Genomic DNA, 24,303 nt, shown 5'->3' with positions numbered 1-24,303 from the left:
GATGTTGAGTTGCCGACATCCCCAGCGCCCGATTTGTTTTTGAGCGACGAGCGCGGCTGTTCTCTCTCCGCGTCGTCCCCGCGAAAGCGGGGACCCATACTTCCTAAGCTATCGATGCCGTGGGATGTGGGGCAGATGCGTCGTTCTCTTCAGATGAGAAGAGGAAGGTGGATCCCCGCTTTCGCGGGGATGACCGGTTTGGAATTCGAGCGTGCGCTTACTCCGCCGCCTGCGCGTAGTCGGCGACCGGCGGGCATGAGCAGACCAGATTGCGGTCGCCATGGACGTTGTCGACACGGCCCACCGGCGACCAGTACTTGTCGCTGCGCGAGGTGCCGGCCGGGAAGCAGCCTTCCGCGCGCGTATATGGCCGCTGCCAATGATCCTCGGCGATGTCGTGCACGGTGTGCGGCGCATGGCGCAGCGGCGAAGCTTCAATGGGCCATCGTCCGGCCTCGACGTCGGCGATCTCGCGGCGGATCGCGATCATGGCGTCGCAGAAGCGGTCCAGTTCCGCCTTCGATTCGGATTCCGTCGGTTCGATCATCAGCGTGCCCGGCACCGGGAAGCTCATGGTCGGGGCATGGAAGCCGTAATCGATCAGCCGCTTGGCGATGTCGTCCACCGTCACGCCAGATCCCGCCTTGAGCCCGCGCGGATCGACGATGCATTCATGCGCCACGCGGCCGTTGTGGTTGCGGTAGAGCACCGGGAAATGCGGATCGAGCCGTTTGGCGATGTAGTTGGCGTTCAGGATCGCGACTTCCGTGGCGCGCGTGAGGCCTTCGCCGCCCATCATCAGGATGTAGATGTAGGAGATGACGAGGATCGATGCGGACCCGTAGGGCGCCGCCGACACCGGGCCGACCGCGGCGTCATCACCGTTTGTGATGTTCGCCGGAAGGAACGGCGCGAGGTGTTTCTTCACGCCAATCGGGCCCATGCCGGGACCGCCGCCGCCGTGCGGAATGCAGAAGGTCTTGTGCAGGTTGAGATGGCTGACGTCCGCGCCGTAGTCGCCGGGGCGGGCGAGGCCGACCTGCGCATTGAGGTTCGCGCCGTCGAGATAGACCTGTCCGCCGTGGCCGTGGACGATGTCGCATATCTCGCGAATGTGCTCCTCGAACACGCCGTGGGTCGAGGGATAGGTGATCATCACCGCCGCGAGATCGTTCGCGTGCTGCGCCGCCTTCTTGCGCAGGTCCTCGACATCGACGTCGCCCCGCGCATCGCAGGCGACCACGACAACGTCCATGCCGACCATGCTGGCGGAGGCCGGATTGGTGCCATGGGCGGAGGAGGGGATCAGACACACCTTGCGATGCGCCTCGCCGCGCGAGCGATGATAGGCGCGGATCGCGAGCAGGCCGGCATATTCGCCCTGCGCACCGGAGTTCGGCTGCAGCGATACCGCGTCATAGCCGGTGATGTCGGCCAGCCATTTTTCCAGTCTGGTGAACATGGCGTGATAGCCGCCGGCCTGTTCTTCTGGCGCAAACGGATGGAGCGCGCCGAATTCCGGCCAGGTCACCGGGATCATCTCGGTGGTGGCGTTCAGCTTCATGGTGCAGGAGCCGAGCGGGATCATGGCGCGGTCGAGCGCAAGATCGCGGTCGGACAGCTTGCGCATGTAGCGCAGGAGTTCGGTCTCCGAGCGGTGCTCGTGAAACACCGGATGGGTCATGAATTTGCTGGTGCGTGCGAGGCTGGACGGCAGCGCGTCGCGTGCCTCCTTCTCCACGTCAGCGTAAACCAGATTGCCGCCGAAGGTGCGCCACACGCTTTCGACAATCGCAGGCGTCGTGGTCTCGTCCAGCGCGATGCTGACGGTGGTCTCATTGAGCCGCAGATTGATCTGCTCATGGGCAGCGTGGGAGATGATCCCCTGCCGCTGGCCGTTCACGGCGACCGTGACCGTATCGAAATAGGCGTCGTTCAACGGCGCGAAGCCGAGCTTTTTCAGTCCGGCCGCCAGTACGGCGGTGCGCCGGTGCACGGTCCGTGCGATATGGCTCAAGCCTTCGGGGCCGTGATAGACCGCGTACATCGACGCGATCACGGCGAGCAGCACCTGCGCGGTGCAGATGTTCGAGGTCGCCTTCTCGCGGCGGATGTGCTGTTCGCGGGTCTGCAGCGCGAGGCGATAGGCCGGCGCGCCGCGCGAATCCACCGACAGGCCGACGATGCGGCCGGGCAGCGAGCGCTTCAGCGCATCCTTCACTGCCATGTAGGCGGCATGCGGTCCGCCGTAGCCCATCGGTACGCCGAAGCGCTGCGTCGAGCCAACCGCAATATCCGCGCCGAGATCGCCGGGTGAAGCGAGGAGCGTGAGCGCCAGCGGATCGGCAGCGACAACAGCGATGCCGCCTTTCGCCTTCAGCGCCGTGATGGGTGCGCGCGGATCATTCAGCCCGCCATGCGTGCCGGGATACTGGAACAGCGCGCCGAACACGTCGGCCTTGCCGAGATCGTTCGCGGGATCGCCGACGATCAGCGACCAGCCGAGCGGCTCGGCGCGGGTGCGCAGCACGGCCAGCGTCTGCGGATGCACTTCGCGATCGACAAAGAATGCCTTCGTCTTCACCGATGAGGAACGCTCGGCGAGCGCCATGGCTTCCGCCGCCGCGGTGCCTTCATCGAGCAGCGACGCATTGGCGATATCGAGCCCGGTGAGATCGCAGATCATGGTCTGGAAGTTGAACAGCGCTTCAAGCCGTCCCTGGCTGATCTCGGGCTGATACGGCGTGTAGGCCGTGTACCATGCGGGATTTTCGAGGATGTTGCGCTGGATCACAGCGGGGAGGATCGTGCCGGAGTAGCCTTGGCCGATTAGCGAGGTGAACACCTGATTGCGCGCCGCGATGCCGCGCATGTGTGTCAGTGCGTCGATTTCACTGAGCGGCTTGCCAAGATCGAGCGCCGTCTTCAGGCGGATGGACGCAGGCAGCGTCTGATCCATCAGCGCGCTCAGGCTGGCCACGCCGACGGTCTGCAACATCGCATTGATGTCGCGTGGCGAGGGACCGATATGCCGGCGGGCGAAATCGACGGCGGGTTCGGCGGACGGGCGGATGGCGGTCATGCGTAGGTCCTCACTCTGTGGGCTTATGCCGTGTGGGCCTTGTAGGCAGCTTCATCCATCAGGCCGTCGAGATCGCCCTTGTTGGCGATGCGCAGCTTGAAGAACCAGGCCGCCTTGCCGGGGTCGGAATTGATCAGCGCAGGATCGGCGACCAGCGCGTCGTTGATCTCGATCACTTCGCCGGTAATCGGCGCGTAGACGTCGGACGCCGCCTTGACACTCTCGACCACAGCGGCGGCTTCAGTCTTCTTCAGCGCGCGGCCGACCTTCGGAAGTTCGACGAACACCACGTCGCCGAGCTGGGTCTGAGCGTAGTCAGTGATGCCGATGGTGGCGACATCTCCCTCGATGCGGAGCCATTCGTGATCGGGCGTGTACAGTGTGGTCATGAAATCCTCAGCCTGTTGATTGCTATCGTTTGTAGCCATTGGGCACGAACGGCATCGCCGATACGCGCAGCGGCAGACACTGCCCGCGCACATCGGCAAAAACGGTCGTGCCTTCGTTGGAAAGAGATGTCGGCAGATAACCCATCGCGACGGGCGCGTTCAGCGTCGGCCCGAAGCCGCCGGATGTGACAGCGCCGATCTTGTCGGATGATGTTTCGCTGGCGTAGAGAGCTGCGCCTTCGCGCACCGGCGCGCGGCCCTCGGCCCGCAGGCCGACACGGCGGCGCGATGCGCCGGTTTCGAACTGTTTCAGGATGATGTCCGCGCCGGGGAAACCGCCGGCCCGTGCGCCACCCAGGCGGCGGCTCTTCTGCACCGACCATTCCAGCGCGCCTTCGACTGGTGTGGTCGTGGTGTCGATGTCATGGCCATAAAGACAGAGGCCTGCCTCCAGCCGCAGGCTGTCGCGGGCGCCAAGCCCGATCGGCAGCACGGTGGGATCGGCGAGCAGGGCCGTCGCAAGCCGCTCGGCATCCTCGGCGGGAACCGAAATCTCGAAACCGTCTTCCCCGGTGTAGCCTGAGCGCGAGACGAAGCAATCGATGCCGAGGACCTTGTGCGGTCCCGCGTCCATGAACTTCATCGCGGCGACGCTCGGCGCGTGCTTCGACAGTACCTCGACCGCCTTCGGTCCCTGCAGCGCGATCAGCGCGCGGTCCGGCAGCGGTTCGATGATGCAGGTGTGGGAGAGATGCTTGCGCAGGTGCGCTTCGTCCTCGGCCTTGCAGGCGGCATTGACCACCAGGAACAGGTGATCGCCGAAATTCGCCACCATCAAATCGTCGAGAATCCCGCCGGCATCGCTGGTGAACTGCGCATAGCGCTGGCGGCCGTGCGGAACCGCGAGAATGTCCTGCGGCACCAGCCGCTCCAGCGCGCGGGCGGCATCTTCCACCTTGCCCGACTTCGGCCTGAGCACGATCTGGCCCATGTGCGAGACATCGAACAGGCCGGCGGAGGCGCGGGTGTGGAGATGTTCCTTCAGCACGCCGGCGGTGTACTGCACCGGCATCTCGTAGCCTGCGAAGGGCACGATCTTGCCGCCGCGCGCCACATGCAGGTCGTGCAGCGGAACGCGCTTCAGCGCATTTTCGGGGGAGTCTGGTTGGCGCTCAGTGGCAAGCATATTCAGGGCTCCTGACGGATTCCGGGACAGTTCCCGAAACCTTGTCGAAGCCCCATCTGTCGCTGTGCCTGAGAGTATTATCCCGTCGGCGGATGCCGCGCCGGTCTGCCGGCCGCATCTCTTTCCAGATTTCAGTCAGTCACACGGTCCGTTTGCCTGAGAGTTTCCGGGGCGGTTGCTCCTTCGGCGCCGGCATGAAGCCGGTCTCTCCCGACGTGACTTATCAGCTTAGTATATAGCTTACTTAGGCAGGGAAACACGCCTTTCGAGGCCCTGTCAACGCAACTGCGAGATTATCAACGGCCTTCGCGGCGCTCTTGTGACTGCTTGCAAGCTGCTGATCCGGTGCACACTTTCTGGACATTCCTAGCCCGTTCCGTCTAGAAACAGGGCGGGACAAATTGCGCTGCACGCGTCATTGAAGGCGGGCGGCACATCCGAGTGTTTTCGGGCGAAACAGAGCGTGTTTTGCATGCCGAAAACGCATCAGAACATTCAGGGCTTTTTGAGAGCTTTTTGGGCGCGATTGGACGAGCATGAGCGGCGTTAACGAGATCAGGTCAGCGTATCTGAATTATTTCGCGAAAAACGGCCACGAGATCGTGCCGTCGTCGCCGCTGGTTCCGCGCAACGATCCGACATTGATGTTCACCAATGCGGGCATGGTGCAGTTCAAGAACGTGTTCACGGGCCTTGAGAAGCGGCCCTATCAGCGCGCGACCTCATCGCAGAAATGCGTCCGCGCCGGCGGCAAGCATAACGACCTCGACAATGTCGGTTACACCGCGCGGCATCACACCTTCTTCGAGATGCTCGGGAACTTCTCGTTCGGCGATTATTTCAAGGACCGCGCCATCGAGCTTGCCTGGAATTTGATCACCAAGGAGTACGGCCTTCCGAAGGACAAGCTGCTGGTCACGGTCTATTCCGAGGACAACGAGGCGTTCGGCCTCTGGAAAAAGATCGCGGGCCTGCCCGAATCGAAAATCATCCGAATCGCGACATCGGACAATTTCTGGCAGATGGGCGACACCGGCCCCTGCGGTCCCTGTTCGGAAATCTTCTATGACCACGGCGACAAGATCTGGGGCGGGCCTCCGGGTTCGGCCGAGGAAGACGGCGACCGGTTCATCGAGATCTGGAATCTCGTGTTCATGCAGTTCGACCAGATCGCATCGGGAAATCGCGTCGCGCTGCCGAAGCCGTCGATCGATACCGGCATGGGCCTGGAACGCATCGCCGCCGTGCTTCAGGGCAAGCACGACAATTATGAGATCGATCTTTTCGTCGCGCTGATCCGCGCGATTGCCGATCTCACCGGGGCCGATCCGCAGGGCGAACAGAAAGCCTCGCTGCGCGTGATCGCCGACCATCTGCGCGCCTCGTCGTTCCTGATCGCGGACGGCGTTCTGCCGTCGAATGAAGGCCGCGGCTATGTGCTGCGCCGGATCATGCGCCGCGCGATGCGCCACGGGCAGTTGCTCGGGGCGAAAGAGCCGCTGATGTATCGCCTCGTGTGGGCGCTGGTGCGCGAGATGGGTCAGGCCTATCCGGAACTGGTGCGTGCCGAGAACCTGATCGAGGAAACGCTGAAGCTGGAAGAGACCCGCTTCCGCAAGACGCTGGACCGCGGTCTCACAATCCTCGACGAGAAGAGCGCGTCGCTCAAGAAGGGCGATATGTTCGATGGCGAGACTGCGTTCACGCTGTACGACACTTATGGTTTCCCGCTCGATCTGACGCAGGACGCGCTGCGTAACCGCGGCATCGGCGTGGACATCGCCTCGTTTACCGACGCGATGGAGAAGCAGAAGGCCAAGGCCCGCGCGGCATGGGCCGGATCTGGCGACACCGCAACCGAGAACGTCTGGTTCCCGCTGCGCGAGAAACTCGGCGCTACCGAATTCCTCGGATACGACACCGAGATCGCCGAAGGCGTCGTGACTGCGCTGGTGAAGGACGGCAAGGAGATTGACAGTGCCAAGGTCGGCGACAGCGTCGCCATCGTCATGAACCAGACGCCGTTCTACGCCGAATCCGGCGGTCAGGTCGGCGACACCGGCGTTCTGACCGGCGACGGCATACGCGTGCGCATCACTGACACGCAGAAGAAGGCTGGCGATCTTTTCGTGCATCTCGGCACCGTCGAGCAGGGCACGGTGAAGCTCGATACGCCGCTGCAACTCGAAGTCGATCATAGGCGGCGCACGGCGATCCGCGCCAATCACTCCGCGACGCACCTTTTGCACGAAGCGCTGCGGCAGGTGCTGGGCGATCACATCGCGCAGCGCGGCTCACTCGTTGCGCCGGAACGTCTGCGCTTCGACTTCGCGCACAACAAGCCGATCACGCCGGACGAACTGCGCCGCATCGAGGACATCGCCAACGATGTCGTGCTGGAGAACGGCGAGGTCGTTACCCGCTCGATGGCGATCGATGACGCGCGCGAATCCGGCGCACGTGCCCTGTTCGGCGAGAAGTACGGCGACGAGGTGCGCGTGGTGTCGATGGGCAGCGCGGCCCGCGAGGGCGCGGCGAGCAATGCGCTCGGCTGGTCGGTCGAACTGTGCGGCGGCACCCACGTGAAACGCACCGGCGATATCGGCCTGATTTCGGTGACCGGCGAGAGCGCGGTGGCTTCCGGCGTGCGGCGCATCGAGGCGCTGACCGGGAACAATGCGCGTCATGCGGTGAATGCAACCATTCACACGGCGAAAGCAGCGGCAGCGGAACTGAAGACCACGCTGGACGATCTGCCTGTGCGTGTGGCGGCCCTGATCGAGGAGCGCAAGAAGCTCGAGCGCGATCTGTCGGACGCGCGCAAGAAACTCGCCATGGGCGGCACGAGCGTGTCCGGCTCCCATCGCAGCGAGGATGATTTCATCGAAGTCAGCGGCGTGAAGCTGATGGCCAAGCGCGTTTCCGGCATCGAGATGAAAGATCTCAAGAGCCTTGCCGACGACGGCAAAAAGCAGATCGGTTCAGGCGTGGTCGCAATCATCAATGTCGGCGAAGACGGCAAGGCCGGCGCGGTGGTCGGTGTCACGTCCGACCTGACGTCACGCTTCAGCGCCGTCGATCTGGTGAAGGTCGCGTCCGAAGCCCTCGGCGGCAAGGGTGGCGGCGGCCGTCCCGACATGGCGCAGGCCGGCGGTCCCGATGGCGCAAAGGCCGATGCAGCGCTGAAGGCGATCGAAGCGGCGATGGGTGCCTAGCGCGGCGCGGCGATGCTTTCGATCCGGTTGGTCCAGATGCCGAGACCGGATCGTTGCGGTGCTGCCTTGAACTCCTCCGGCGTATCGAGGCCGGTGGAGGAATCGCCTTTCTGATAGCGGCCTGCAAGGATCACGACTGCGGAAGCGCTATGCATGCGGGTCAGGAAGCGATCCGGCCATCCCCACAGCAGCCATGCGTAATTCTGCGGAATCAGCAACAAACTGCCAGCGCACGACGATGGCACGTAGCCGGTCCAGCCAACGGCGAGATAGCGCCACAGACACCCGATCTCCTGCCGGTTCGACATCGTTGGAATCTGCGGCAACTGCGCGCGTAGCGCGGTGACCGGACGATCGCCGCCATACACCATGAGCATCTTCAGGCGATCGGGCGGCAGTTGTTTCAGGCGGGCCGTGAGCCTGTCGGCTTCGGCGGGATCATTGCTCTTGATGTGAATCAGGAAGCGGCGATCGGGAAACGCAGTCAGCACCTCGTCGAGGGTCGGCATCAGACCCACGCCTGTGCCGCGCAGGGGAAACGTCTTGCCGCCGTCCGCCGTGTAGCCGTAGCCGATATCGAGACGTTTCAAATCCGAAAGCGTGTGCTCGCGGGTGACGCCCTTGCCCTCGGTGCGGCAATCGACCGTCCAGTCGTGAAAAACGGCAAAGTGGCCGTCGGTGGTGGGATGAATGTCGAACTCCACGATATCCGCTCCTGCGTCGAAGGCAGCTTTCATCGAGGGCAGGGTGTTCTCGATAAAATCGTGCGTAGGCGGGTGGATCATCGTCGCGGTGCAGTCATCGGCAGTCTGAGCGTAGGCGGGATAGGTCTGGTGCACGCCGCGATGCGCCAGCAGAAACGGCTTGCCCGTTGGCGCGAATGCGAGCCAGCTTGCGTTGAGAAGGTAGACGGTGGCGATGAAAAGAAGAACGGCAAGAACAACGCGGCGGCGCATGGGGTATTCCTGAAAGGAACGTTTCACTCTGCTGCCAAACACGACAAAACAAGGGCGCGACAGTTGCTGCGGCGATGGGTAGCGAAAGATGCACTGGCATCAATCTACCTCATGCGGCAAAATGCGGCATGCATCACAATACTCCTTTGATTTCGACGGTCGTCGTCGGCCTCGTGCTGGCATTTGTTCTCGGAGCTATCGCTCAGCGGTTTCGCGCTTCACCCCTTGTGGGGTATCTCCTTGCGGGCGTGGTGATGGGCCCTTTCACGCCTGGTTATGTGGCGGATCAGAATATCGCCAATGAGCTTGCCGAAATCGGCATCATTCTGCTGATGTTCGGCGTCGGCCTGCATTTCTCGCTGAAAGATCTGCTGTCGGTGCGCGCCATCGCGGTCCCCGGTGCGGTGGTGCAGATCGCGGTCGCGACACTGCTCGGCATGAGCCTCGGTTGGGCGCTCGGCTGGCCCATTGGCGGCGGGCTGGTGTTCGGTCTCGCGCTGTCGGTCGCCAGTACGGTCGTGCTGTTGCGCGCTTTACAGGAGCGGCGGCTGGTCGATACCGAGCGCGGACGAATCGCGGTCGGCTGGCTCATCGTCGAAGACCTCGCGATGGTGCTGACGCTGGTGCTGTTGCCCGCACTTGCCGGCGTGCTGAAAGGCGAGGGTGCCAATGGTCTCAGCGCCTATGCGATGGCGCAGCCGGTTTTTGTCACCCTCGGCAAGGTCGCGGCCTTCGTCATCTTCATGCTGGTGGTGGGCCGCCGTGTGATCCCGTGGGTTTTGCACTATGTCGCGCATACCGGCTCCCGCGAACTGTTTCGCCTCGCGGTGTTCGCGATCTCGCTCGGCGTCGCGTTCGGCGCGGCGATCCTGTTCGATGTGTCCTTCGCGCTCGGCGCGTTCTTCGCCGGCATGATCCTGAGCGAATCCGAACTCAGCCAGCGCGCCGCGAACGAAACCCTGCCGCTGCGCGATGCGTTTGCCGTGCTGTTCTTCGTGTCCGTCGGCATGCTGGTCGATCCGGCGATCATCGTCCGCGAGCCGCTGCCGCTGCTGGTGACCGTCTTCATCATCATCTTCGGAAAATCTGTCGCGGCGTTCGGCATCGTGCGCATGTTCGGGCATCCGACATCCACCGCGCTGACGATCTCTGCAAGTCTCGCCCAGATCGGCGAATTCTCCTTCATTCTCGTCAGTCTCGGCGTCAGCCTAGCGCTGCTGCCGGACCGTGGCCGTGATCTTGTTCTTGCAGGAGCAATCATCTCGATCATGCTGAACCCGCTGTTCTTTGCGTTGCTGGATCGCTATGAGGCGAAAAAACAGGCAGCCGAGGAAGCCGCGGCAGCAGCCTCGTCAGCGGAGGACTCCGCTGCAGAGGTGGCCGCGGAGGCGGCAAGAAAGAAGCCGGCCCGAGTCGAGTTGCCTGTCACCGCTCTCACCGGTCATGTCGTGCTGGTGGGTTACGGGCGCGTCGGGAGTGTTGTCGGGGCATCGTTAAAGCAGGGAGGCGTGCCGCTTCTGGTCATCGAAGATAATCCGGGATGCCTCGAAAAGCTCACTCAGGCGGGAATCGAGAAGATCACGGGCAACGCGGCCGCGCCGGGAATGCTGGTTGCGGCAAACCTCGAGGCCGCGCGCGGGCTCATTGTCGCGATACCCGATGCGTTCGAGGGCGGGCAGATCGTCGCGAAAGCCCGCGCGATCAGCGCGACACTGCCGATCATTGCGCGGGCGCATTCGGAAGAGGAAATCGCGCACCTCAAGCATCATGGCGCGAATTTCGTGATCATGGGCGAGATGGAAATCGCCAAGGCGATGATCGCGCAGATCGGTCTCGCCAGCATCTGAGCGCTGGCCGCTACGGGTCAGGATGCGAGATGCTTTTCGCGTGTTGCGATCAGGTTGCGGATCTCCGGAGTGATCGGGGCGGGGCGATGCGTCGATTGATCGGTGTTCACCCAGACGATTTCACCGGTGGCCATTAGATCCGCGCTGTCCTTCAGGAAGATCGCCAGCTCAAACGCCATGCTGGAGCTGCCGATCCGTGCGACGCGCGCACCGACTTCGATCTCCGCGTCGAAACGGATCGGTGCTTTATATTCCACCACCGACTTGACCACATGGAAGTCCATGCCGGTCTTTTTGGCGTCGGCGTACTGGTCGTAGCCCAGCGCGCGGAAATATTCGGTGATCGCCGTGTCGTAGAAGGTCAGGTAGTGCGCGTTAAACACCACGCCCTGACCGTCGATTTCCGAGTAACGGACCCGGAACGGCTGGAAGAAGCTGAACTGGTCTCGGGTCATGTTCGGCATTCCGTTCTTTTCGAAGTCCACAAGCAAACGGCGCAGACACTGTCTGCGCCGTTGAAGAGCGACGGATCAGGCGTCGTGCGTTGCCTCAGGCAGCCATCGCCTTGGTGAGGTTCTCCGCGACCTTGTCGAGGAAGCCGGTGGTCGAGAGCCACTTCTGGTCGGCGCCGACCAGCAGCGCGAGATCCTTGGTCATGAAACCGGATTCGACGGTGGCGACGCAGACCTCTTCCAGCGTCTTGGCGAACTTCGCCAGTTCCTCGTTGTTGTCGAGCTTGGCGCGGTGGCTGAGGCCGCGGGTCCAGGCGAAGATCGACGCGATCGAGTTGGTCGAGGTTTCCTTGCCCTTCTGGTGCTCGCGGAAGTGGCGGGTCACGGTGCCGTGGGCGGCTTCCGCTTCCATGGTCTTGCCGTCCGGCGTCAGCAGTACGGAGGTCATGAGGCCCAGCGAGCCGTAGCCCTGCGCCACGGTATCGGACTGCACGTCGCCGTCGTAGTTCTTGCACGCCCAGACATAGCCGCCCGACCATTTGAGCGCGGCCGCGACCATGTCATCGATCAGACGGTGCTCGTAGGTCAGGCCCTTGGCGTCGAAATCCTTCTTGAACTCGGCGTCGAACACCTCCTGGAAGATATCCTTGAAGCGGCCGTCGTACTGCTTGAGGATCGTGTTCTTGGTCGAAAGGTAGACCGGATAGCCGCGCGCCAGACCGAGGTTGAACGAGGAGCGGGCGAAGTCGCGGATGGACTCGTCCAGGTTGAACATGCCGAGGGTCACACCGGGGCCCGGAGCCTTGAACACCTCGCGCTCGATCACCTTGCCGTCGTCGCCGACGAACTTGAGACTGATCGTGCCAGCGGTCGGGAACTTGAAGTCGGTGGCGCGGTACTGGTCGCCGAAAGCATGGCGGCCGATGATGATCGGCTTGGTCCAGCCTGGAACCAGGCGGGGAACGTTCTTGCAGATGATCGGCTCACGGAACACGACGCCGCCGAGGATGTTGCGGATGGTGCCGTTCGGCGACTTCCACATTTCCTTGAGGCCGAATTCCTTCACGCGGGCTTCGTCCGGGGTGATGGTGGCGCATTTCACGCCGACGCCATGCTTCTTGATCGCATTGGCCGCATCGATGGTGACCTGATCGTTGGTCTTGTCGCGGTATTCCATCCCAAGGTCGTAGTATTCGAGGTTCACATCGAGGAACGGGTGGATGAGCTTGTCCTTGATGTACTGCCAGATGATCCGGGTCATCTCGTCGCCATCGAGTTCGACGACGGGGTTGGTCACCTTGATTTTTGCCATGGGGAATCGGGCCTTAGATTGGGGGCGGAGAGGGCGAGAGAACCGCAACGGTTCCGTAGCGAGGCTATAGCACCCGCCTTGGCGGGCTGGAAGGCAACGCACCTGAGACTTTCTGGCATGCCGGGCGGGTGTGGCGTTCCGGCGGGCAAATCCGGACCCTGTTTCAGCCGATGAACGTGAAGCGATCCGCGCTTTGCCGCTGTGTGCGGAAACCGTGCCGTGGCAGAACCCGTGCGCACTTCCCCGAGGCGTGGTTTTGGAGAGCCGCGGTGCGACAGGAAGCGAACCTCGCGTTTCGCGCGAGATTCAAACCATTCGGTAACCCCATTGATTTATAAGGATAATTTCGGAAGTTATGGCCGGGGCTGAATCGGCCTGTTCGGTTCTTGAATCAATTCCTTCACGGCTTGAATCAAAACCTTCAGAAGCTGATTCAAAACCTTCACAAGTTGAATCCGGATCATCAGAACCTGATTCAAGGCCCTCTCGATCCTGATTCGAAATGCCATGACCGCAGCCGGAGCGGCGCTATCGTGCTTTTGGCGTAAACGGCCCCGGCGGGGATTTGGTAATCAGGGCGGTGACAAGCAGCCCTGCGATCGCGAAGCAGGACGTCAGCCAGAAACCGTCGACGTAGGCCAGCACGTTGGCCTCCCGCTGGACGATACCGGCCAGTGTTCCGACGCTGCGCGCGGGGGCCGTCGCTGTGCCATGGCCGGCGAAATAACCCGACATGCGGGCAATAAACTGCTCCACCTGATCAGTCGCGTGGGTGATGTGCTGACCGATCAGGTTGGAGTGGGTCTGTTCGCGCACCCGCAGCCAGGTGCTCATCAGCGCAATGCCGATCTCTGCGCCGCCGAGGCGCATGATCTGGATATAGGCCGCAAACGCCGTCGCCCGGGTCGGATCGGAGTTGGACAGCGCGATGATAATGATCGGAAACAGCGTGAATGCCTGGCCGACCGATTGCAGCAACACAATCGGGATGAAGTCGGCCAGCCGCCAAGTATTGGTGATTTGCGTTCCGAGCAATGCGGCGATCCCGAACGTGATCAGGCCGATGATCAGGACGATTCTCACGTCATATCGCCGCAGCAGCCAGACCGAGAGGGGAAACAGCACGGCAAAGGGCAGAACGCCATAGATCAAAAGCAGCCGCCCCGTCTGTTCCGGCCGGAGCTGCGCAACGGCGGAGAGGAAATTCGGCACCAGCGATGAATTGGAGAGACTGGTCAGGGTGTAGAGCAGGATGACGACCAGCGCGAAGCCGATATTGCGCGAGAACAGCACATTGGCGTGCGCCCACGGCTCCTTCACCACGGCCTCGTTGATGAAAAACGCCACCAGCAAAAACGCGCCGCAGCCGAGCATTGCGACAACGGTTCCGGAGTTGAGCCAATCCAGCCGGTTCCCTTGATCGAGGCCGGCATAGACCATGGCGATGCCGGTCCCCAGCAACAGCATGCCGCCCCAGTCCGCGGTTTCCAGCAGCGTCCGGTTGACCGGATCGCGGGCGGCGCCGAAGTAAACCAGGATCGCCATCAGCACGGCGATGATCGCATCCTGCCAGTAAAGCCACTGCCAGCCGAGATGTTCGACATAGAGGCCGACCAGTGCCGGACCGAAGTTGAGCGCAAAGCCGACCCGCAATGCGTAAATCCCGATCGCCACAAGCCACCACTGCATCGGCAGGTTGCGGAAAATGATCATCAGCGTGGCCGGCACGAAGGTTCCGATCAGTAGGCCATGAAGGATCGTGAGTGCCAGAAGTGTGTGGTAATCGCGGACAAATGGAAGAGCCAACGAGATCACCGCGAACACGAGGCTGGGCGTGCCGAGGATGCGGCGCAGTCCGAAAACGGTGGCGAGCCAGGCCACCGCGGGCGCGATGAAAATCTGCGACGCGGTCGAGGCCGTGCTCAGCCAGGCCCCTTCGTCGTAGCTGAGCGAAAAGGCGCCCTTGAGATCGGGCAGGCCAATCGAAAACATCCGGCTGTCGATGTTCGCCATCGACGAGCCGAGCAGCACGGCGATCACGGCAAGCAGCGGATAGTGAACGGGCTGGCCGGTGGAGACCGGCCCGCTGGCGATGATTTTAGCGTCCGACACCGGCTTTGGCTCCGGCGCTTGAGGGGGCAACCGTGCCTTCGGTGTTGATCCGCGTCACGGCCGACATGCCCGGCAGCAGACGGTCGAGCAGGGGCTGGCCCTTGTCGAACTCGATCCGGACGGGAATTCGTTGCACCACCTTGGTGAAATTCCCCGTAGCGTTGTCGGGGGGCAGCAACGCGAACTGCGAGCCGCTCGCCGGGGAGATGCGCGCGACCTGCCCGCGCAGCGTTTCGTCCGGGAAGGTATCGATGGTGATCTCCACCGGCTGTCCGGGCTTTACGCGGGTCAGCTGCGTCTCCTTATAGTTCGCAATGACATAGACATTCGGCAGCGGCACCACGTTGAACAGGTTGCTGCCGACGTTGACGTAGTCGCCCGGCTGAACCTGCCGTGCCCCGACCACGCCGTCGAACGGTGCCACGATCCGAGTGTAGCCGAGCTTGAGCTTTGCGGCCTTCAGCGCGGCCTGAGCGGCGAGCACATCGGCGGCGCGCTGCTTTTTCGTTCCGGCGAGAACTTCGAGCTGATGCTTCTGCGCGGCGATGACAGCGCGGCTGGCCCGCACGTCGGCGTCCGCCTTAGCAAGGGAAGCGGTCGCCTGTTCCAGCCGCTGGCGCGTGCCGGATGAACTCTGGGTCAGCGATTGCTGACGTTCGAGTTCCTGTTGCGCCTCGATCTGAAGGGCTTCGGCGGAAGCGCGCTGCGCTTCGGATTGTGCGATGGTGGCGTATTGCAACTCGACCTGATTGGCGAGGTTGTCGAGCGCGGCCTGCGCTCCGGCGACCGAGGCCTCCGCCTGCGCGACCTGCGCTTCGTAGTCCGCCGGATCGATCTCGACGAGCAGATCACCAGCCTTGACGTGCTGATAATCGCTAGCGGCGACCTTGATCACTTCGCCGGCGACGCGGCTGCTGAGTTGCGTCGTCTCGGCGCGAACATAGGCGTCGTTCGTGGTCTGGATCACGGCACTGCCGATCCACGCGTCCCAGCGCAGGGTCGCCAGCACCACGAAAACCGCTGCCGCAATCAGGCACGCGACTGGAATCGCCAGCCGGCGCACCGTATCACTTGCATGCGACGGCTCCGGAGCCGTGCTGGATGTCGCCGGAGCCTGCTGTGGGGCAGGGCCGCCAGCGGAGGCATTATCTGTCTGAGTCATGGGTCACCATCAGCATCACGCTACTCCAAGCGGCGGAGAAATTCAGAGCGAAACTTGTAATTTTCAGCATTGCCCTGTTGCACCTGATTGCCGAGAAATTTGCCGAACGTCCATTATCCCGAAAAATATCTTGACCTGTGCGCCGCCAACTGCGTTACGGCAGGGCGCAGCGAAAACCAAAGCAGGATCATGACCGGTTCAGGCAGCGACAAAACCAAGACGCGAAAGGAATTGGCCGGACCCGTGGTGGTGCTGGTCGAACCGCAGCTTGGCGAGAACATCGGCATGTGCGCGCGCGCCATGGGCAATTTCGGGTTGACCCGGCTGCGCATCGTCAACCCGCGCGACGGCTGGCCCAACATGGCCGCCCAGCGCGCCGCCGCGGGCGCCGATCACATTCTTGATAAAGTCGAACTGTTCGACACTGTGGAAGCTGCGGTCGCCGATTGTTCGCTGCTGTTCGCGACCACGGCGCGGGCGCACGATCAGGCCAAGCCGGTCGTCGGTCCCGAGGAGGCCGCCCGCCAGATCGTCGGGGAAACCGCGGCGAGCGGCACGGCCGCGATCATGTTCGGGCGCGAGCGTTACGGTTTACAGAACGACGAGGTCGCGCTCGCCAACCGCATCATCACGTTTCCCGTCAATCCGGGGTTCGCCTCGCTGAACCTGGCGCAGGCCGTGCTGCTGATGGGCTATGAATGGTTCAAGCTCGCCACATCGAATGCGCTGCCGTTCGCGATGCCCGAACGTTCGGAGCGGGCGTCGAACCATCAGATGCAGGCGTTCTTCGACAACCTCGTGAGCGAACTCGACAAGGTGGAATTCCTGCGTCCGCCGGAAAAGCGCGACACCATGCTGGTGAACATGCGCAACATCTTCACCCGGATGGAGCCGACCAAGCAGGACATGCACACCCTGCACGGCGTGGTCATGGCCATCGCGGAGGGCAGGAAGGGGCCTGCAAAAGGCGGGATTCTCGACGGCAACGAGGCGACGCGGCTGCGCGCGCTGCTGGCCGAGCAGTCTGACGGCCGAACCCCGTCTGAAAGCGGCGGCACGGTGAGGGGGCTGGCGCGGTTGCTGCGGCGTAATCCGACCGATGCGGAGCGTATTCTCTGGCAGGCGCTGAGGACGGACCGCCGTTTCGCATCTCACTTCAAGCGGCAGACGCCGGTGGGGCGTCACATTCCGGATTTTGTGTCGTTCACGAAGCGGCTGGCGATCGAACTCGTCAACGCCAATGAGACCGATGTGATCGAACGGGATCGCGCGGCGCGGCGCGAATGGCTGGAGGCGCGGGGGTATCGCGTTTGCCTGATCAATGCGGCGGACGTGGAAGCCGATCTCGCCGCGCAACTCGACCGGCTGGCCGCAACCGCCTAGTCCTTCGCTACCGCAGTACCGATTTTTCTTCTTTGATGGGATGAAAGCGCGTTACCAAGGGTTGCTACAAAAACGCGTAACCAAAAAACCATCAAAGGGAGGCTTCCATATGCGTTCACTCGGTCTTGCAGCCTTGACGACGGCTGCAATCGTTATCGCCGGTCCGGCTCACGCGCAGGCGCCGCAGGTTGAAAAGAACGTGTCGATGGCGATGGCCATCGCCATCATCCAGGGCACCATCGAGCAGTGCACCAAGGACGGCTACAAGGTGTCTGTCACGGTCGTCGACAAGGCCGGCAACGTCGCGGCTCAGGTTCGGGGCGACGGCACCAATCCCCACACCATGGAGTTCAGCCGCCTGAAGGCCTACACCTCCCGCACGCGCGGCCAGACCTCGCTGGAGTTCATGAAGCTGACAGACAAGCCGGAAACGGCTTACCTCAAGCAGATTCCGGGTGTGGTGGCTGTCGGCGGCGCAGCCCCCATCAAGGTCGGCAACGAGGTCATCGGTGCGGTCGGCGCATCGGGTGCACCGGGTGGCGAAAAGGACGAAGTCTGCGTCCTCGCCGGCATCGCGAAGGTTCAGGACGCGCTGAAGTAAATCATTCCGGCAAGCAAAACGCCGCGCGAGCGGATCGCGCGGCGTCTTTCGTTCAATGGGGTGGAATTACTACCCGGCCTTGATCTGGGCGACGGCGACGGCCATCAGTTCGTCCATCTTCTTGCGAACGTCGGCTTCCGACACGCCCTTGCTGGCCAGGTCGGCGGCCACCTTGCGCAGGACGTCGGTATCGCCGGCTTCCTCGAAATCGGCCGCGACAACCTCCGTGGAGTAGGCCACGGCGTCATCACCGGTTTTGCCCAGTTTTTCGGCGGCCCAGAGACCCAGCAACTTGTTCCGGCGGGCCTCCGCCTTGAACTTCGTTTCCTGGTCGAGGGCGAATTTCTTCTCGAAACCTTCCTCGCGCTTGTCGAAAGTGGACATATATCTGTTCCGTAAAGCTGAATTGGTCATGCCGGGATGTCGGCGGGACCCTGCATATAGGAGGTCCGACCCCGGCAAGGCAACGTCCCAGAGGTCGCAGGAGGTGGCGATTGCGGGCGAAATACGCCGAAACTGGAATTCTTGAGGATTTCCAGCGCAAAACACCGCTTACTTTTGCGGGAATACGCGCTGCGTTGCGTTGTATCGGCGGGTTCAATCGGGTACGTTGCCGATGAGTCCGGTTCGCGGTTTGTTTCACGATTCCGGACTTCACGGCAGCTCCGCCGTGGGTCGCGTAAATCACCCGGAGCACCCCATTCATGGACTTCAACAGAACACGGTACATCCCTATGAGCCGTCGGCGTCGCATTTATGAAGGCAAGGGCAAGACCCTTTACGAAGGGCCTGAGCCTGGAACCCTGATTCAGCATTTCAAGGACGACGCCACCGCGTTCAATGCCAAGAAACACCAGATCATTGAGGGCAAGGGCGTCCTCAACAACCGGATCTCGGAGTATGTCTTCCAGCATCTGAACGACATCGGCGTGCCGACGCATTTCATCAAGCGCCTCAACATGCGCGAGCAGTTGATCCGCGAGGTCGAGATCGTGCCGCTCGAGGTTGTGGTGCGCAACGTCGCCGCCGGTTCGCTGTCGCAGCGCCTCGGCATCGAGGAAGGCACGCAGCTCCCGCGTTCGATCATCGAGTTCTATTACAAGAACGACCAGCTCGGCGACCCGATGGTCTCCGAGGAACACATCACCGCGTTCGGCTGGGCCACGCCGCAGGAGATCGACGACATGATGGCGCTTGCCATTCGTGTGAACGACTTCCTGACCGGGCTGTTCCTCGGCGTCGGTATCCGTCTTGTGGACTTCAAGATGGAATGCGGACGGCTGTTCGAGAACGACATGATGCGCATCATCGTCGCTGATGAAATCTCGCCGGACTCATGCCGGCTGTGGGACATCAAGTCGAACGAGAAGATGGACAAGGACCGCTTCCGCCGCGATCTCGGTGGGCTGCTTGAGGCCTATACCGAAGTCGCCAAGCGTCTCGGCATCCTGATCGAGAACGACCGTCCTGCGGGCTCCGGCCCGGTGCTTGTGAAGAGCTGAATTCGATGAAGGCGCGCGTCACCGTCACATTGAAGAACGGCATTCTCGATCCGCAGGGCAAGGCCATCGAAGGAGCGCTGAAATCGCTCGGCGTCGATGGCATTGCCAGCGTGCGGCAGGGCAAGGTGTTCGACATCGAAGTCGCAGGCAGCGACAAGGCGAAAGCCGAAGCCGCGCTGAAAGCCGCAGCCGACAAGCTGCTCGCGAACACGGTGATCGAGAATTACCGCGTCGAGGTTCTGGGTTAGGCCAAGCGACCGATGAAATCAGCCGTTCTCGTCTTCCCCGGCATCAATCGCGAGCGCGACATGGCGCGCGCGCTCAAGCTCGCGTCGGGTAACGACGCCGCGATGGTGTGGCACGCCGACACTGCCCTGCCGAAGGGCACCGACCTTGTTGTGGTGCCGGGTGGGTTTTCCTATGGCGATTACCTGCGCTGCGGCGCGATCGCGGCCCGCGCGCCGATTATGGACGCGGTGCGTGCCCATGCGGCGAATGGCGGCCTCGTGCTCGGCGTCTGTAACGGGTTTCAGATTCTCTGCGAGTCGGGCCTGCTGCCGGGCGTGCTGATGCGCAATGCGCAGCTCAAGTTCATCTGCCGCGATGTGCATTTGCGCGTCGAGCGCTCCGATACGCCATTCACGCGCGGCTACAATGCCGGGCAGGTGATCCGCGTGCCGGTGGCGCATGGCGAGGGCAACTACGCCGCCGACGAAGAGACGATCCGCCGTCTCGAAGGCGAGGGCCGGGTGCTCTATCGCTATTGCAGCGCTTCAGGCGAAGTCGGCGACACGCACAACATCAACGGCGCGGCGGCATCCATCGCGGGCATTGTCAGCGACAAGGGCAACGTGCTCGGCATGATGCCGCATCCGGAAAACCACGTCGAAGACATCATGGGGAACACCGACGGACGCGGGCTGTTTGCAGGCCTCGTGGCGCATCTGGAAAGCGCGGCCTGAGGCGTCAAGGCGCGGCGACGGTTTCCATCAGAGAGACGGTATCGCGGCCCCGCAAGGAGCCGCGATTTTTTCTGGATCAGGCGCTGCGCAGGGTGGCCAGGAAGTGATCCACCTGGGTCCGCAGCTGCTGGTTTTCTGCCGTCAGCGAACTGGCTGACGAATGCACGTCCGCAGCGGCGCGGCCGGTGTCTTCCGCGCCCTTGCTGACCATGACGATATTGGCGGCCACGTTCGACGATCCGGTCGCCGCAACCTGAATTCCGCTGGTGACCTCACGCGTCGCGGCGTTCTGCTGATCCACGGCCTCGAAGATCGCGCCGGCAATTTGCGAAATCGAACTGATCGTGCCGCTGATCTCGGTGATGGCGCTGACGGTTTCGCCGGTCGAGGCCTGCATGCCGACAATCTGAGTGCTGATCTCGTCCGTTGCCTTTGCGGTCTGCGAGGCGAGCGCCTTGACCTCCTGCGCAACGACGGCAAATCCCTTGCCGGCCTCGCCCGCGCGGGCAGCCTCGATGGTCGCGTTGAGCGCGAGCAGGTTGGTTTGCTCGGCGATGGCGTTGATCATCTTGATGACATCGCCGATGCGGGCGGCGGCTTCGCTGAGACCGGCCACCCGGCCGCTCGCGCCTTCCGCCTGCTTGACCGCATCGTTTGCGATCCGCAGCGATTCCTGAACCTGCCGCGATATCTCGGAGACCGAAGCGCTCATTTCCTCCGCGCCAGCCGCCACGGACTGCACGCTTTGCGACGCCTGTTCGGAGGCCGATGCGACGGAGCCCGACAGGGTCCGCGTCTGGTCGGCGGTTGATTTCAGCGTGTCGGCCGCCGCATTGAGATCTCGCGACGTCGTGCCGACGCGCCCCACGATCTGCGAAATGGTTTGTTCGAACTGCCCCGCAAGCCGTTCGAGAACGTCGCGCTTTTCGCGCTTGCCGGCATCCAGATAGACCGAGATGGCGAAATCCATGTCCAGCATCGCCGCGCCGACCACGGCTTCGATGATCGCGGCCTTCTTTTCGAGCAACGCCCGGCCGCCGAAACGCGCCGTGACGCCGGTTTCGATCGCGGCGACAAGGCCGCCGATGATCTGCTTGTAGCCGCCGATGTACCAGCGCGGTTCAAGGCCGAGACGGTGATGGGTCTCCCCGATCCGCGTGACAGAGCGGACATAGTCGGCATCGAAGCGCGCGGACAGGATCATGTCCCAGTGGGCAAGCTGCGCAGCTTTCGCATGTGCGACGATCTCGGGACGCGGGAACATCTTCTGGACGTCCGGAAACTTCGCGACGGTCCGATAGAACTTGTCGAGGATCGCTGGCAGCGCCGCCATAGCCATGGGGCGGACCTCGCGCAGCAGAGTGCGGGTCGTGTCGTCAATTCCGATGAAGGCCATGCGGGCGGCGAGAGTGTCGGAAGGATTCATGATGTCTGGGCCTGACTTAAAGCGTAGCGGTGCGTCTACCGCTTGCGGGGGGCAGGCAGTGGGTTACGCAGTCCGATGCGACGGAGTGAGCCGGGGCGCGTTGAAGGCGCGCTGGCCGGGCTACGCTACGAAGGTTTGGTTAATGCGATCTAAATTTTACGGGTCGCCGCCCGGTAACGACGTGATTTCAATCACTTTTCCTTTGCCTGCCGGCTGGCCATCGCGTCCGCGACCGGGAGGCCGGCCAGGTGCGGAGTTTTTTTGCGCACGGTCGTCCGAAGGCCCGAAAAGAGGGACGGGTGCTGCCCCCTCGAGCCCTCGGCAAGGGCTGCAGCAGGGGCTTTTTTAGCCGGGATTTGTCCCTATCTGATGCTTGCCGCAGGCCGGGCTGCCGTGCACAAAGAGGCCCGGAATCAAGCATATTCCGTCCATCCCGCACCTCCGGCCGCCCGGAGGGATGCCGAAGCATTTGACCGGAGCGCCGTCGCCTTGACGATCAGGAACGAACCCCAGATCACCCCCGATCTCGTCGCCAGCCATGGTCTCAAGCCGGACGAATACGAACGGATCCTGAAGCTGATCGGCCGCGTGCCGACCTTCACGGAACTCGGCATCTTCTCGGCGATGTGGAACGAACATTGCTCCTACAAGTCCTCGCGCATCCATCTGCGCGGCCTGCCGACCAAGGCGCCGTGGGTTATTCAGGGCCCCGGCGAGAACGCAGGCGTCATCGACATCGGCGACGGGCTGGCCGTGGTCTTCAAGATGGAGAGCCACAACCACCCGAGCTACATCGAGCCCTATCAGGGCGCGACCACCGGTGTCGGCGGCATCCTGCGCGACGTGTTCACCATGGGCGCGCGGCCGATTGCCTGTCTCAACGCGCTGAGCTTCGGCGATCCGAGCCATCCGAAGACCCGTCATCTTGTTTCGGGCGTGGTCGCGGGCGTCGGCGGCTATGGCAACTCGTTCGGCGTGCCGACGGTGGGCGGCCAGACGCGTTTCCATACGCGCTATGACGGCAACATTCTCGTCAATGCGATGGCCGTGGGCCTCGCCGAAAGCGACAAGATTTTCTACGCGGCGGCCTCCGGCGTGAACATGCCGATCGTCTATCTCGGCTCGAAGACCGGCCGCGACGGCATTCACGGCGCCACCATGGCCTCCGCCGAATTCGACGACGACAGCGAGGAGAAGCGCCCGACCGTGCAGGTCGGCGATCCGTTCGCGGAAAAGCTGCTGCTGGAAGCCTGCCTCGAAATCATGGAAGCGGATTGCGTGATCGCGATCCAGGACATGGGCGCGGCGGGTCTCACATGCTCCGCGGTCGAAATGGGCGCGAAGGGCGACCTCGGCGTCGAACTGCATCTGGATTCAGTGCCGACGCGCGAAACCGGCATGAGCGCCTATGAGATGATGCTCTCGGAAAGCCAGGAGCGCATGCTCATGGTGCTGAAGCCCGAAAAGGAAAAGCAGGCGGAAGCGATCTTCAAGAAGTGGGGGCTCGACTTCGCCATCGTCGGCTACACCACGCCGACGCAGCGCTTCGTTGTGAAGCATGGCGGCGACGTGATGGCCGACCTGCCGATCAAGGAGCTGGAATCCGAAGCACCGCTCTATGACCGGCCGCATGTGCCGTCGCCGCAATTGCCGGTGATCCATGCGCGCGACGTCAAGGCGCCGGTGTCGATTACCGAGGCGCTGTCGAAGCTGATCGCCACGCCAGAACTCTGCTCGAAGCGCTGGGTGTGGGAGCAGTACGATCATGTCATCGGCGGCAACACCTTGCAGCGTCCCGGTGGCGATGCGGCAGTGGTGCGCGTGCAGGACGGACCGAAGGGCCTCGCGCTGACCTGCGATGTGACGCCGCGCTATTGCGAGGCTGATCCGTTCGAGGGCGGCAAACAGGCGGTGGCCGAAGCGTGGCGCAACATCACGGCGGTGGGCGGCAAGCCGCTCGCTATCACCGACAATCTCAATTTCGGTAATCCCGAGCGGCCCGAGATCATGGGCCAGTTTGTCGGCTGCCTGAAGGGCATCGCGGAAGCCTGCCGCACGCTGGATTTCCCCGTCGTGTCGGGCAACGTCTCGCTTTACAATGAAACCAATGGCCGCGGCATTCTGCCGACGCCATCCATCGGCGGCGTGGGCCTGCTGGACGATTTCACCAAGTCGGCGACGCTGGCGTTCAAGGCTGAGAACGAGGCGATCCTGCTGATCGGCGACACGCAAGGCTGGCTCGGCCAGTCGGTCTATCTGCGCGATATCTGCGGCAAGGAAGAGGGCGCTCCGCCGCCGGTCGATCTCAATGTCGAGAAGCGCAATGGCGATGTGGTGCGCGGCATGATCAAGGGCGGCACTGCGACCGCTGTGCACGATGTGGCCGATGGCGGTTTGCTGGTGGCGCTCACCGAAATGGCTATGGCCAGCGGCATCGGTGCGATCCTGGACGCGCCGCCGGAAGAGATCGTGCCGCATGCCTGGTGGTTCGGCGAGGATCAGGCGCGCTATGTTGTCACCGTGCAGGAAGAGCATCTGCTGACGGTGCTGAGCAAGCTCAAGGCGGTCGGCGTGCCGTGCCATGTCATCGGCAAGACCGGCGGGCACGACATCGCGGTCGAAGGCGAGACGCCGGTTTCGGTGGCGTCGCTCAAGGCGGGCTTTGAGAACTGGCTGCCGGCCTACATGTCCGGAAAGAACTGATCGCGCGCTGCGA

18 protein-coding genes, 1 pseudogene and 1 riboswitch are annotated in these 24,303 nt (G+C 62.9%); of the genes and pseudogenes, 8 read left to right on the top strand and 11 right to left on the bottom strand.

Annotated elements, in window-relative coordinates:
• Nucleotides 1-217 precede the first annotated feature (217 nt).
• Genes gcvP through gcvT form a run of 3 tightly spaced genes read right to left on the bottom strand, consistent with a single transcriptional unit; the run spans nucleotide 218 to nucleotide 4,657 of the window.
• Nucleotides 218-3,082, bottom strand: a complete 2,865-nt coding sequence (gene gcvP, locus AC1Q67_RS03270; protein WP_492235224.1) for an aminomethyl-transferring glycine dehydrogenase — start codon at nucleotides 3,080-3,082, stop codon at nucleotides 218-220.
• A gap of 23 nt (nucleotides 3,083-3,105) precedes the next feature.
• Complete coding sequence (gene gcvH, locus AC1Q67_RS03265) at nucleotides 3,106-3,471, bottom strand: glycine cleavage system protein GcvH (RefSeq protein WP_024574826.1); 366 nt, start codon at nucleotides 3,469-3,471, stop codon at nucleotides 3,106-3,108.
• Nucleotides 3,472-3,493: 22 nt separating this feature from the next.
• Nucleotides 3,494-4,657 (bottom strand): glycine cleavage system aminomethyltransferase GcvT, encoded by a 1,164-nt coding sequence (gene gcvT / locus AC1Q67_RS03260; RefSeq protein ID WP_492235225.1) that lies wholly within the window; start codon nucleotides 4,655-4,657, stop codon nucleotides 3,494-3,496.
• A gap of 134 nt (nucleotides 4,658-4,791) precedes the next feature.
• Nucleotides 4,792-4,881, bottom strand: a riboswitch (glycine riboswitch).
• Between the two features lie 312 nt (nucleotides 4,882-5,193).
• Between gcvT and alaS the strand changes: the two genes are divergently transcribed.
• On the top strand, nucleotides 5,194-7,872 hold the full coding sequence (alaS, locus tag AC1Q67_RS03255; RefSeq protein ID WP_492235226.1) for an alanine--tRNA ligase: 2,679 nt from the start codon (nucleotides 5,194-5,196) through the stop codon (nucleotides 7,870-7,872).
• On the opposite strand, the gene AC1Q67_RS03250 is transcribed toward alaS, so the two are convergent.
• Nucleotides 7,869-8,828: a glycerophosphodiester phosphodiesterase family protein gene (locus AC1Q67_RS03250; protein WP_492235227.1), complete on the bottom strand. Its 960-nt coding sequence runs from the start codon at nucleotides 8,826-8,828 to the stop codon at nucleotides 7,869-7,871. The genes alaS and AC1Q67_RS03250 overlap by 4 nt on opposite strands.
• A gap of 128 nt (nucleotides 8,829-8,956) precedes the next feature.
• Between AC1Q67_RS03250 and ybaL the strand changes: the two genes are divergently transcribed.
• Nucleotides 8,957-10,675: a YbaL family putative K(+) efflux transporter gene (ybaL, locus tag AC1Q67_RS03245; RefSeq protein ID WP_492235228.1), complete on the top strand. Its 1,719-nt coding sequence runs from the start codon at nucleotides 8,957-8,959 to the stop codon at nucleotides 10,673-10,675.
• A gap of 17 nt (nucleotides 10,676-10,692) precedes the next feature.
• Here ybaL and AC1Q67_RS03240 read toward each other — a convergent pair whose 3' ends face one another.
• The 4 genes from AC1Q67_RS03240 to AC1Q67_RS03225 all read right to left on the bottom strand — a co-directional run bounded on the left by AC1Q67_RS03240 (nucleotide 10,693) and on the right by AC1Q67_RS03225 (nucleotide 15,713).
• Nucleotides 10,693-11,130: an acyl-CoA thioesterase gene (locus tag AC1Q67_RS03240; protein ID WP_492235229.1), complete on the bottom strand. Its 438-nt coding sequence runs from the start codon at nucleotides 11,128-11,130 to the stop codon at nucleotides 10,693-10,695.
• Nucleotides 11,131-11,224: 94 nt separating this feature from the next.
• Nucleotides 11,225-12,439: an NADP-dependent isocitrate dehydrogenase gene (locus AC1Q67_RS03235; RefSeq protein ID WP_024574832.1), complete on the bottom strand. Its 1,215-nt coding sequence runs from the start codon at nucleotides 12,437-12,439 to the stop codon at nucleotides 11,225-11,227.
• Nucleotides 12,440-12,967: 528 nt separating this feature from the next.
• Entirely contained in the window at nucleotides 12,968-14,551 is a 1,584-nt protein-coding gene (locus AC1Q67_RS03230) for an MFS transporter (RefSeq protein WP_492235230.1), read from the bottom strand.
• Nucleotides 14,538-15,713 carry an HlyD family secretion protein gene (locus AC1Q67_RS03225; RefSeq protein WP_492235231.1) on the bottom strand — a complete coding sequence of 392 codons (1,176 nt, stop codon included), beginning with the start codon at nucleotides 15,711-15,713 and terminating at the stop codon, nucleotides 14,538-14,540. Before AC1Q67_RS03225 ends, AC1Q67_RS03230 begins: the two co-directional genes overlap by 14 nt.
• A 189-nt stretch (nucleotides 15,714-15,902) precedes the next feature.
• Here AC1Q67_RS03225 and AC1Q67_RS03220 point away from each other — a divergent pair, with 189 nt between their 5' ends.
• On the top strand, nucleotides 15,903-17,096 hold the full coding sequence (locus AC1Q67_RS03220; protein WP_492235232.1) for a TrmJ/YjtD family RNA methyltransferase: 1,194 nt from the start codon (nucleotides 15,903-15,905) through the stop codon (nucleotides 17,094-17,096).
• A gap of 109 nt (nucleotides 17,097-17,205) precedes the next feature.
• Nucleotides 17,206-17,697, top strand: a complete 492-nt coding sequence (locus AC1Q67_RS03215; RefSeq protein ID WP_492235233.1) for a GlcG/HbpS family heme-binding protein — start codon at nucleotides 17,206-17,208, stop codon at nucleotides 17,695-17,697.
• A 69-nt stretch (nucleotides 17,698-17,766) separates the two neighbouring features.
• Here AC1Q67_RS03215 and AC1Q67_RS03210 read toward each other — a convergent pair whose 3' ends face one another.
• A complete protein-coding gene (locus tag AC1Q67_RS03210; protein WP_024574837.1) occupies nucleotides 17,767-18,081 on the bottom strand; it encodes a DUF1476 domain-containing protein in 315 nt (104 codons plus the stop codon).
• A gap of 350 nt (nucleotides 18,082-18,431) precedes the next feature.
• Between AC1Q67_RS03210 and purC the strand changes: the two genes are divergently transcribed.
• Genes purC through purQ form a run of 3 tightly spaced genes read left to right on the top strand, consistent with a single transcriptional unit; the run spans nucleotide 18,432 to nucleotide 20,161 of the window.
• Entirely contained in the window at nucleotides 18,432-19,199 is a 768-nt protein-coding gene (purC, locus tag AC1Q67_RS03205) for a phosphoribosylaminoimidazolesuccinocarboxamide synthase (RefSeq protein ID WP_019196322.1), read from the top strand.
• 5 nt (nucleotides 19,200-19,204) lie between these two features.
• A complete protein-coding gene (purS, locus tag AC1Q67_RS03200) occupies nucleotides 19,205-19,447 on the top strand; it encodes a phosphoribosylformylglycinamidine synthase subunit PurS (RefSeq protein WP_492235234.1) in 243 nt (80 codons plus the stop codon).
• A gap of 12 nt (nucleotides 19,448-19,459) precedes the next feature.
• Complete coding sequence (gene purQ, locus AC1Q67_RS03195; RefSeq protein WP_492235235.1) at nucleotides 19,460-20,161, top strand: phosphoribosylformylglycinamidine synthase subunit PurQ; 702 nt, start codon at nucleotides 19,460-19,462, stop codon at nucleotides 20,159-20,161.
• A 76-nt stretch (nucleotides 20,162-20,237) separates the two neighbouring features.
• Here purQ and AC1Q67_RS03190 read toward each other — a convergent pair whose 3' ends face one another.
• Both AC1Q67_RS03190 and AC1Q67_RS03185 read right to left on the bottom strand, forming a co-directional pair.
• The gene (locus AC1Q67_RS03190) at nucleotides 20,238-20,873 is read right to left on the bottom strand and encodes a methyl-accepting chemotaxis protein (RefSeq protein ID WP_492238143.1); all 636 of its coding nucleotides are present in this window, start codon (nucleotides 20,871-20,873) and stop codon (nucleotides 20,238-20,240) included.
• A gap of 231 nt (nucleotides 20,874-21,104) precedes the next feature.
• Nucleotides 21,105-21,587: pseudogene (locus AC1Q67_RS03185) on the bottom strand (protoglobin domain-containing protein); the annotation flags it as partial.
• A 489-nt stretch (nucleotides 21,588-22,076) separates the two neighbouring features.
• Here AC1Q67_RS03185 and purL point away from each other — a divergent pair.
• A complete protein-coding gene (purL, locus tag AC1Q67_RS03180; RefSeq protein ID WP_492235236.1) occupies nucleotides 22,077-24,290 on the top strand; it encodes a phosphoribosylformylglycinamidine synthase subunit PurL in 2,214 nt (737 codons plus the stop codon).
• The last annotated feature ends 13 nt before the right edge of the window (nucleotides 24,291-24,303 follow it).

The sequence above is a fragment of the Afipia sp. GW823-FHT06G09 genome (genome assembly GCF_058794875.1).
Note: the sequence above shows the minus strand (reverse complement) of the source record. Positions and strands in the feature narration are given on the sequence as shown.

Coding starts and splice junctions, on each gene's coding strand:
- AC1Q67_RS03225 (WP_492235231.1), bottom strand. CDS start 15,713: ATGACTCAGACAGATAATGCCTCCGCTGGCGGCCCTGCCCCACAGCAG.
- gcvP (WP_492235224.1), bottom strand. CDS start 3,082: ATGACCGCCATCCGCCCGTCCGCCGAACCCGCCGTCGATTTCGCCCGC.
- alaS (WP_492235226.1), top strand. CDS start 5,194: ATGAGCGGCGTTAACGAGATCAGGTCAGCGTATCTGAATTATTTCGCG.
- AC1Q67_RS03210 (WP_024574837.1), bottom strand. CDS start 18,081: ATGTCCACTTTCGACAAGCGCGAGGAAGGTTTCGAGAAGAAATTCGCC.
- ybaL (WP_492235228.1), top strand. CDS start 8,957: ATGCATCACAATACTCCTTTGATTTCGACGGTCGTCGTCGGCCTCGTG.
- gcvT (WP_492235225.1), bottom strand. CDS start 4,657: ATGCTTGCCACTGAGCGCCAACCAGACTCCCCCGAAAATGCGCTGAAG.
- purS (WP_492235234.1), top strand. CDS start 19,205: ATGAAGGCGCGCGTCACCGTCACATTGAAGAACGGCATTCTCGATCCG.
- gcvH (WP_024574826.1), bottom strand. CDS start 3,471: ATGACCACACTGTACACGCCCGATCACGAATGGCTCCGCATCGAGGGA.
- purQ (WP_492235235.1), top strand. CDS start 19,460: ATGAAATCAGCCGTTCTCGTCTTCCCCGGCATCAATCGCGAGCGCGAC.
- AC1Q67_RS03215 (WP_492235233.1), top strand. CDS start 17,206: ATGCGTTCACTCGGTCTTGCAGCCTTGACGACGGCTGCAATCGTTATC.
- AC1Q67_RS03240 (WP_492235229.1), bottom strand. CDS start 11,130: ATGACCCGAGACCAGTTCAGCTTCTTCCAGCCGTTCCGGGTCCGTTAC.
- AC1Q67_RS03220 (WP_492235232.1), top strand. CDS start 15,903: ATGACCGGTTCAGGCAGCGACAAAACCAAGACGCGAAAGGAATTGGCC.
- AC1Q67_RS03190 (WP_492238143.1), bottom strand. CDS start 20,873: ATGAGCGCTTCGGTCTCCGAGATATCGCGGCAGGTTCAGGAATCGCTG.
- AC1Q67_RS03250 (WP_492235227.1), bottom strand. CDS start 8,828: ATGCGCCGCCGCGTTGTTCTTGCCGTTCTTCTTTTCATCGCCACCGTC.
- AC1Q67_RS03235 (WP_024574832.1), bottom strand. CDS start 12,439: ATGGCAAAAATCAAGGTGACCAACCCCGTCGTCGAACTCGATGGCGAC.
- purC (WP_019196322.1), top strand. CDS start 18,432: ATGAGCCGTCGGCGTCGCATTTATGAAGGCAAGGGCAAGACCCTTTAC.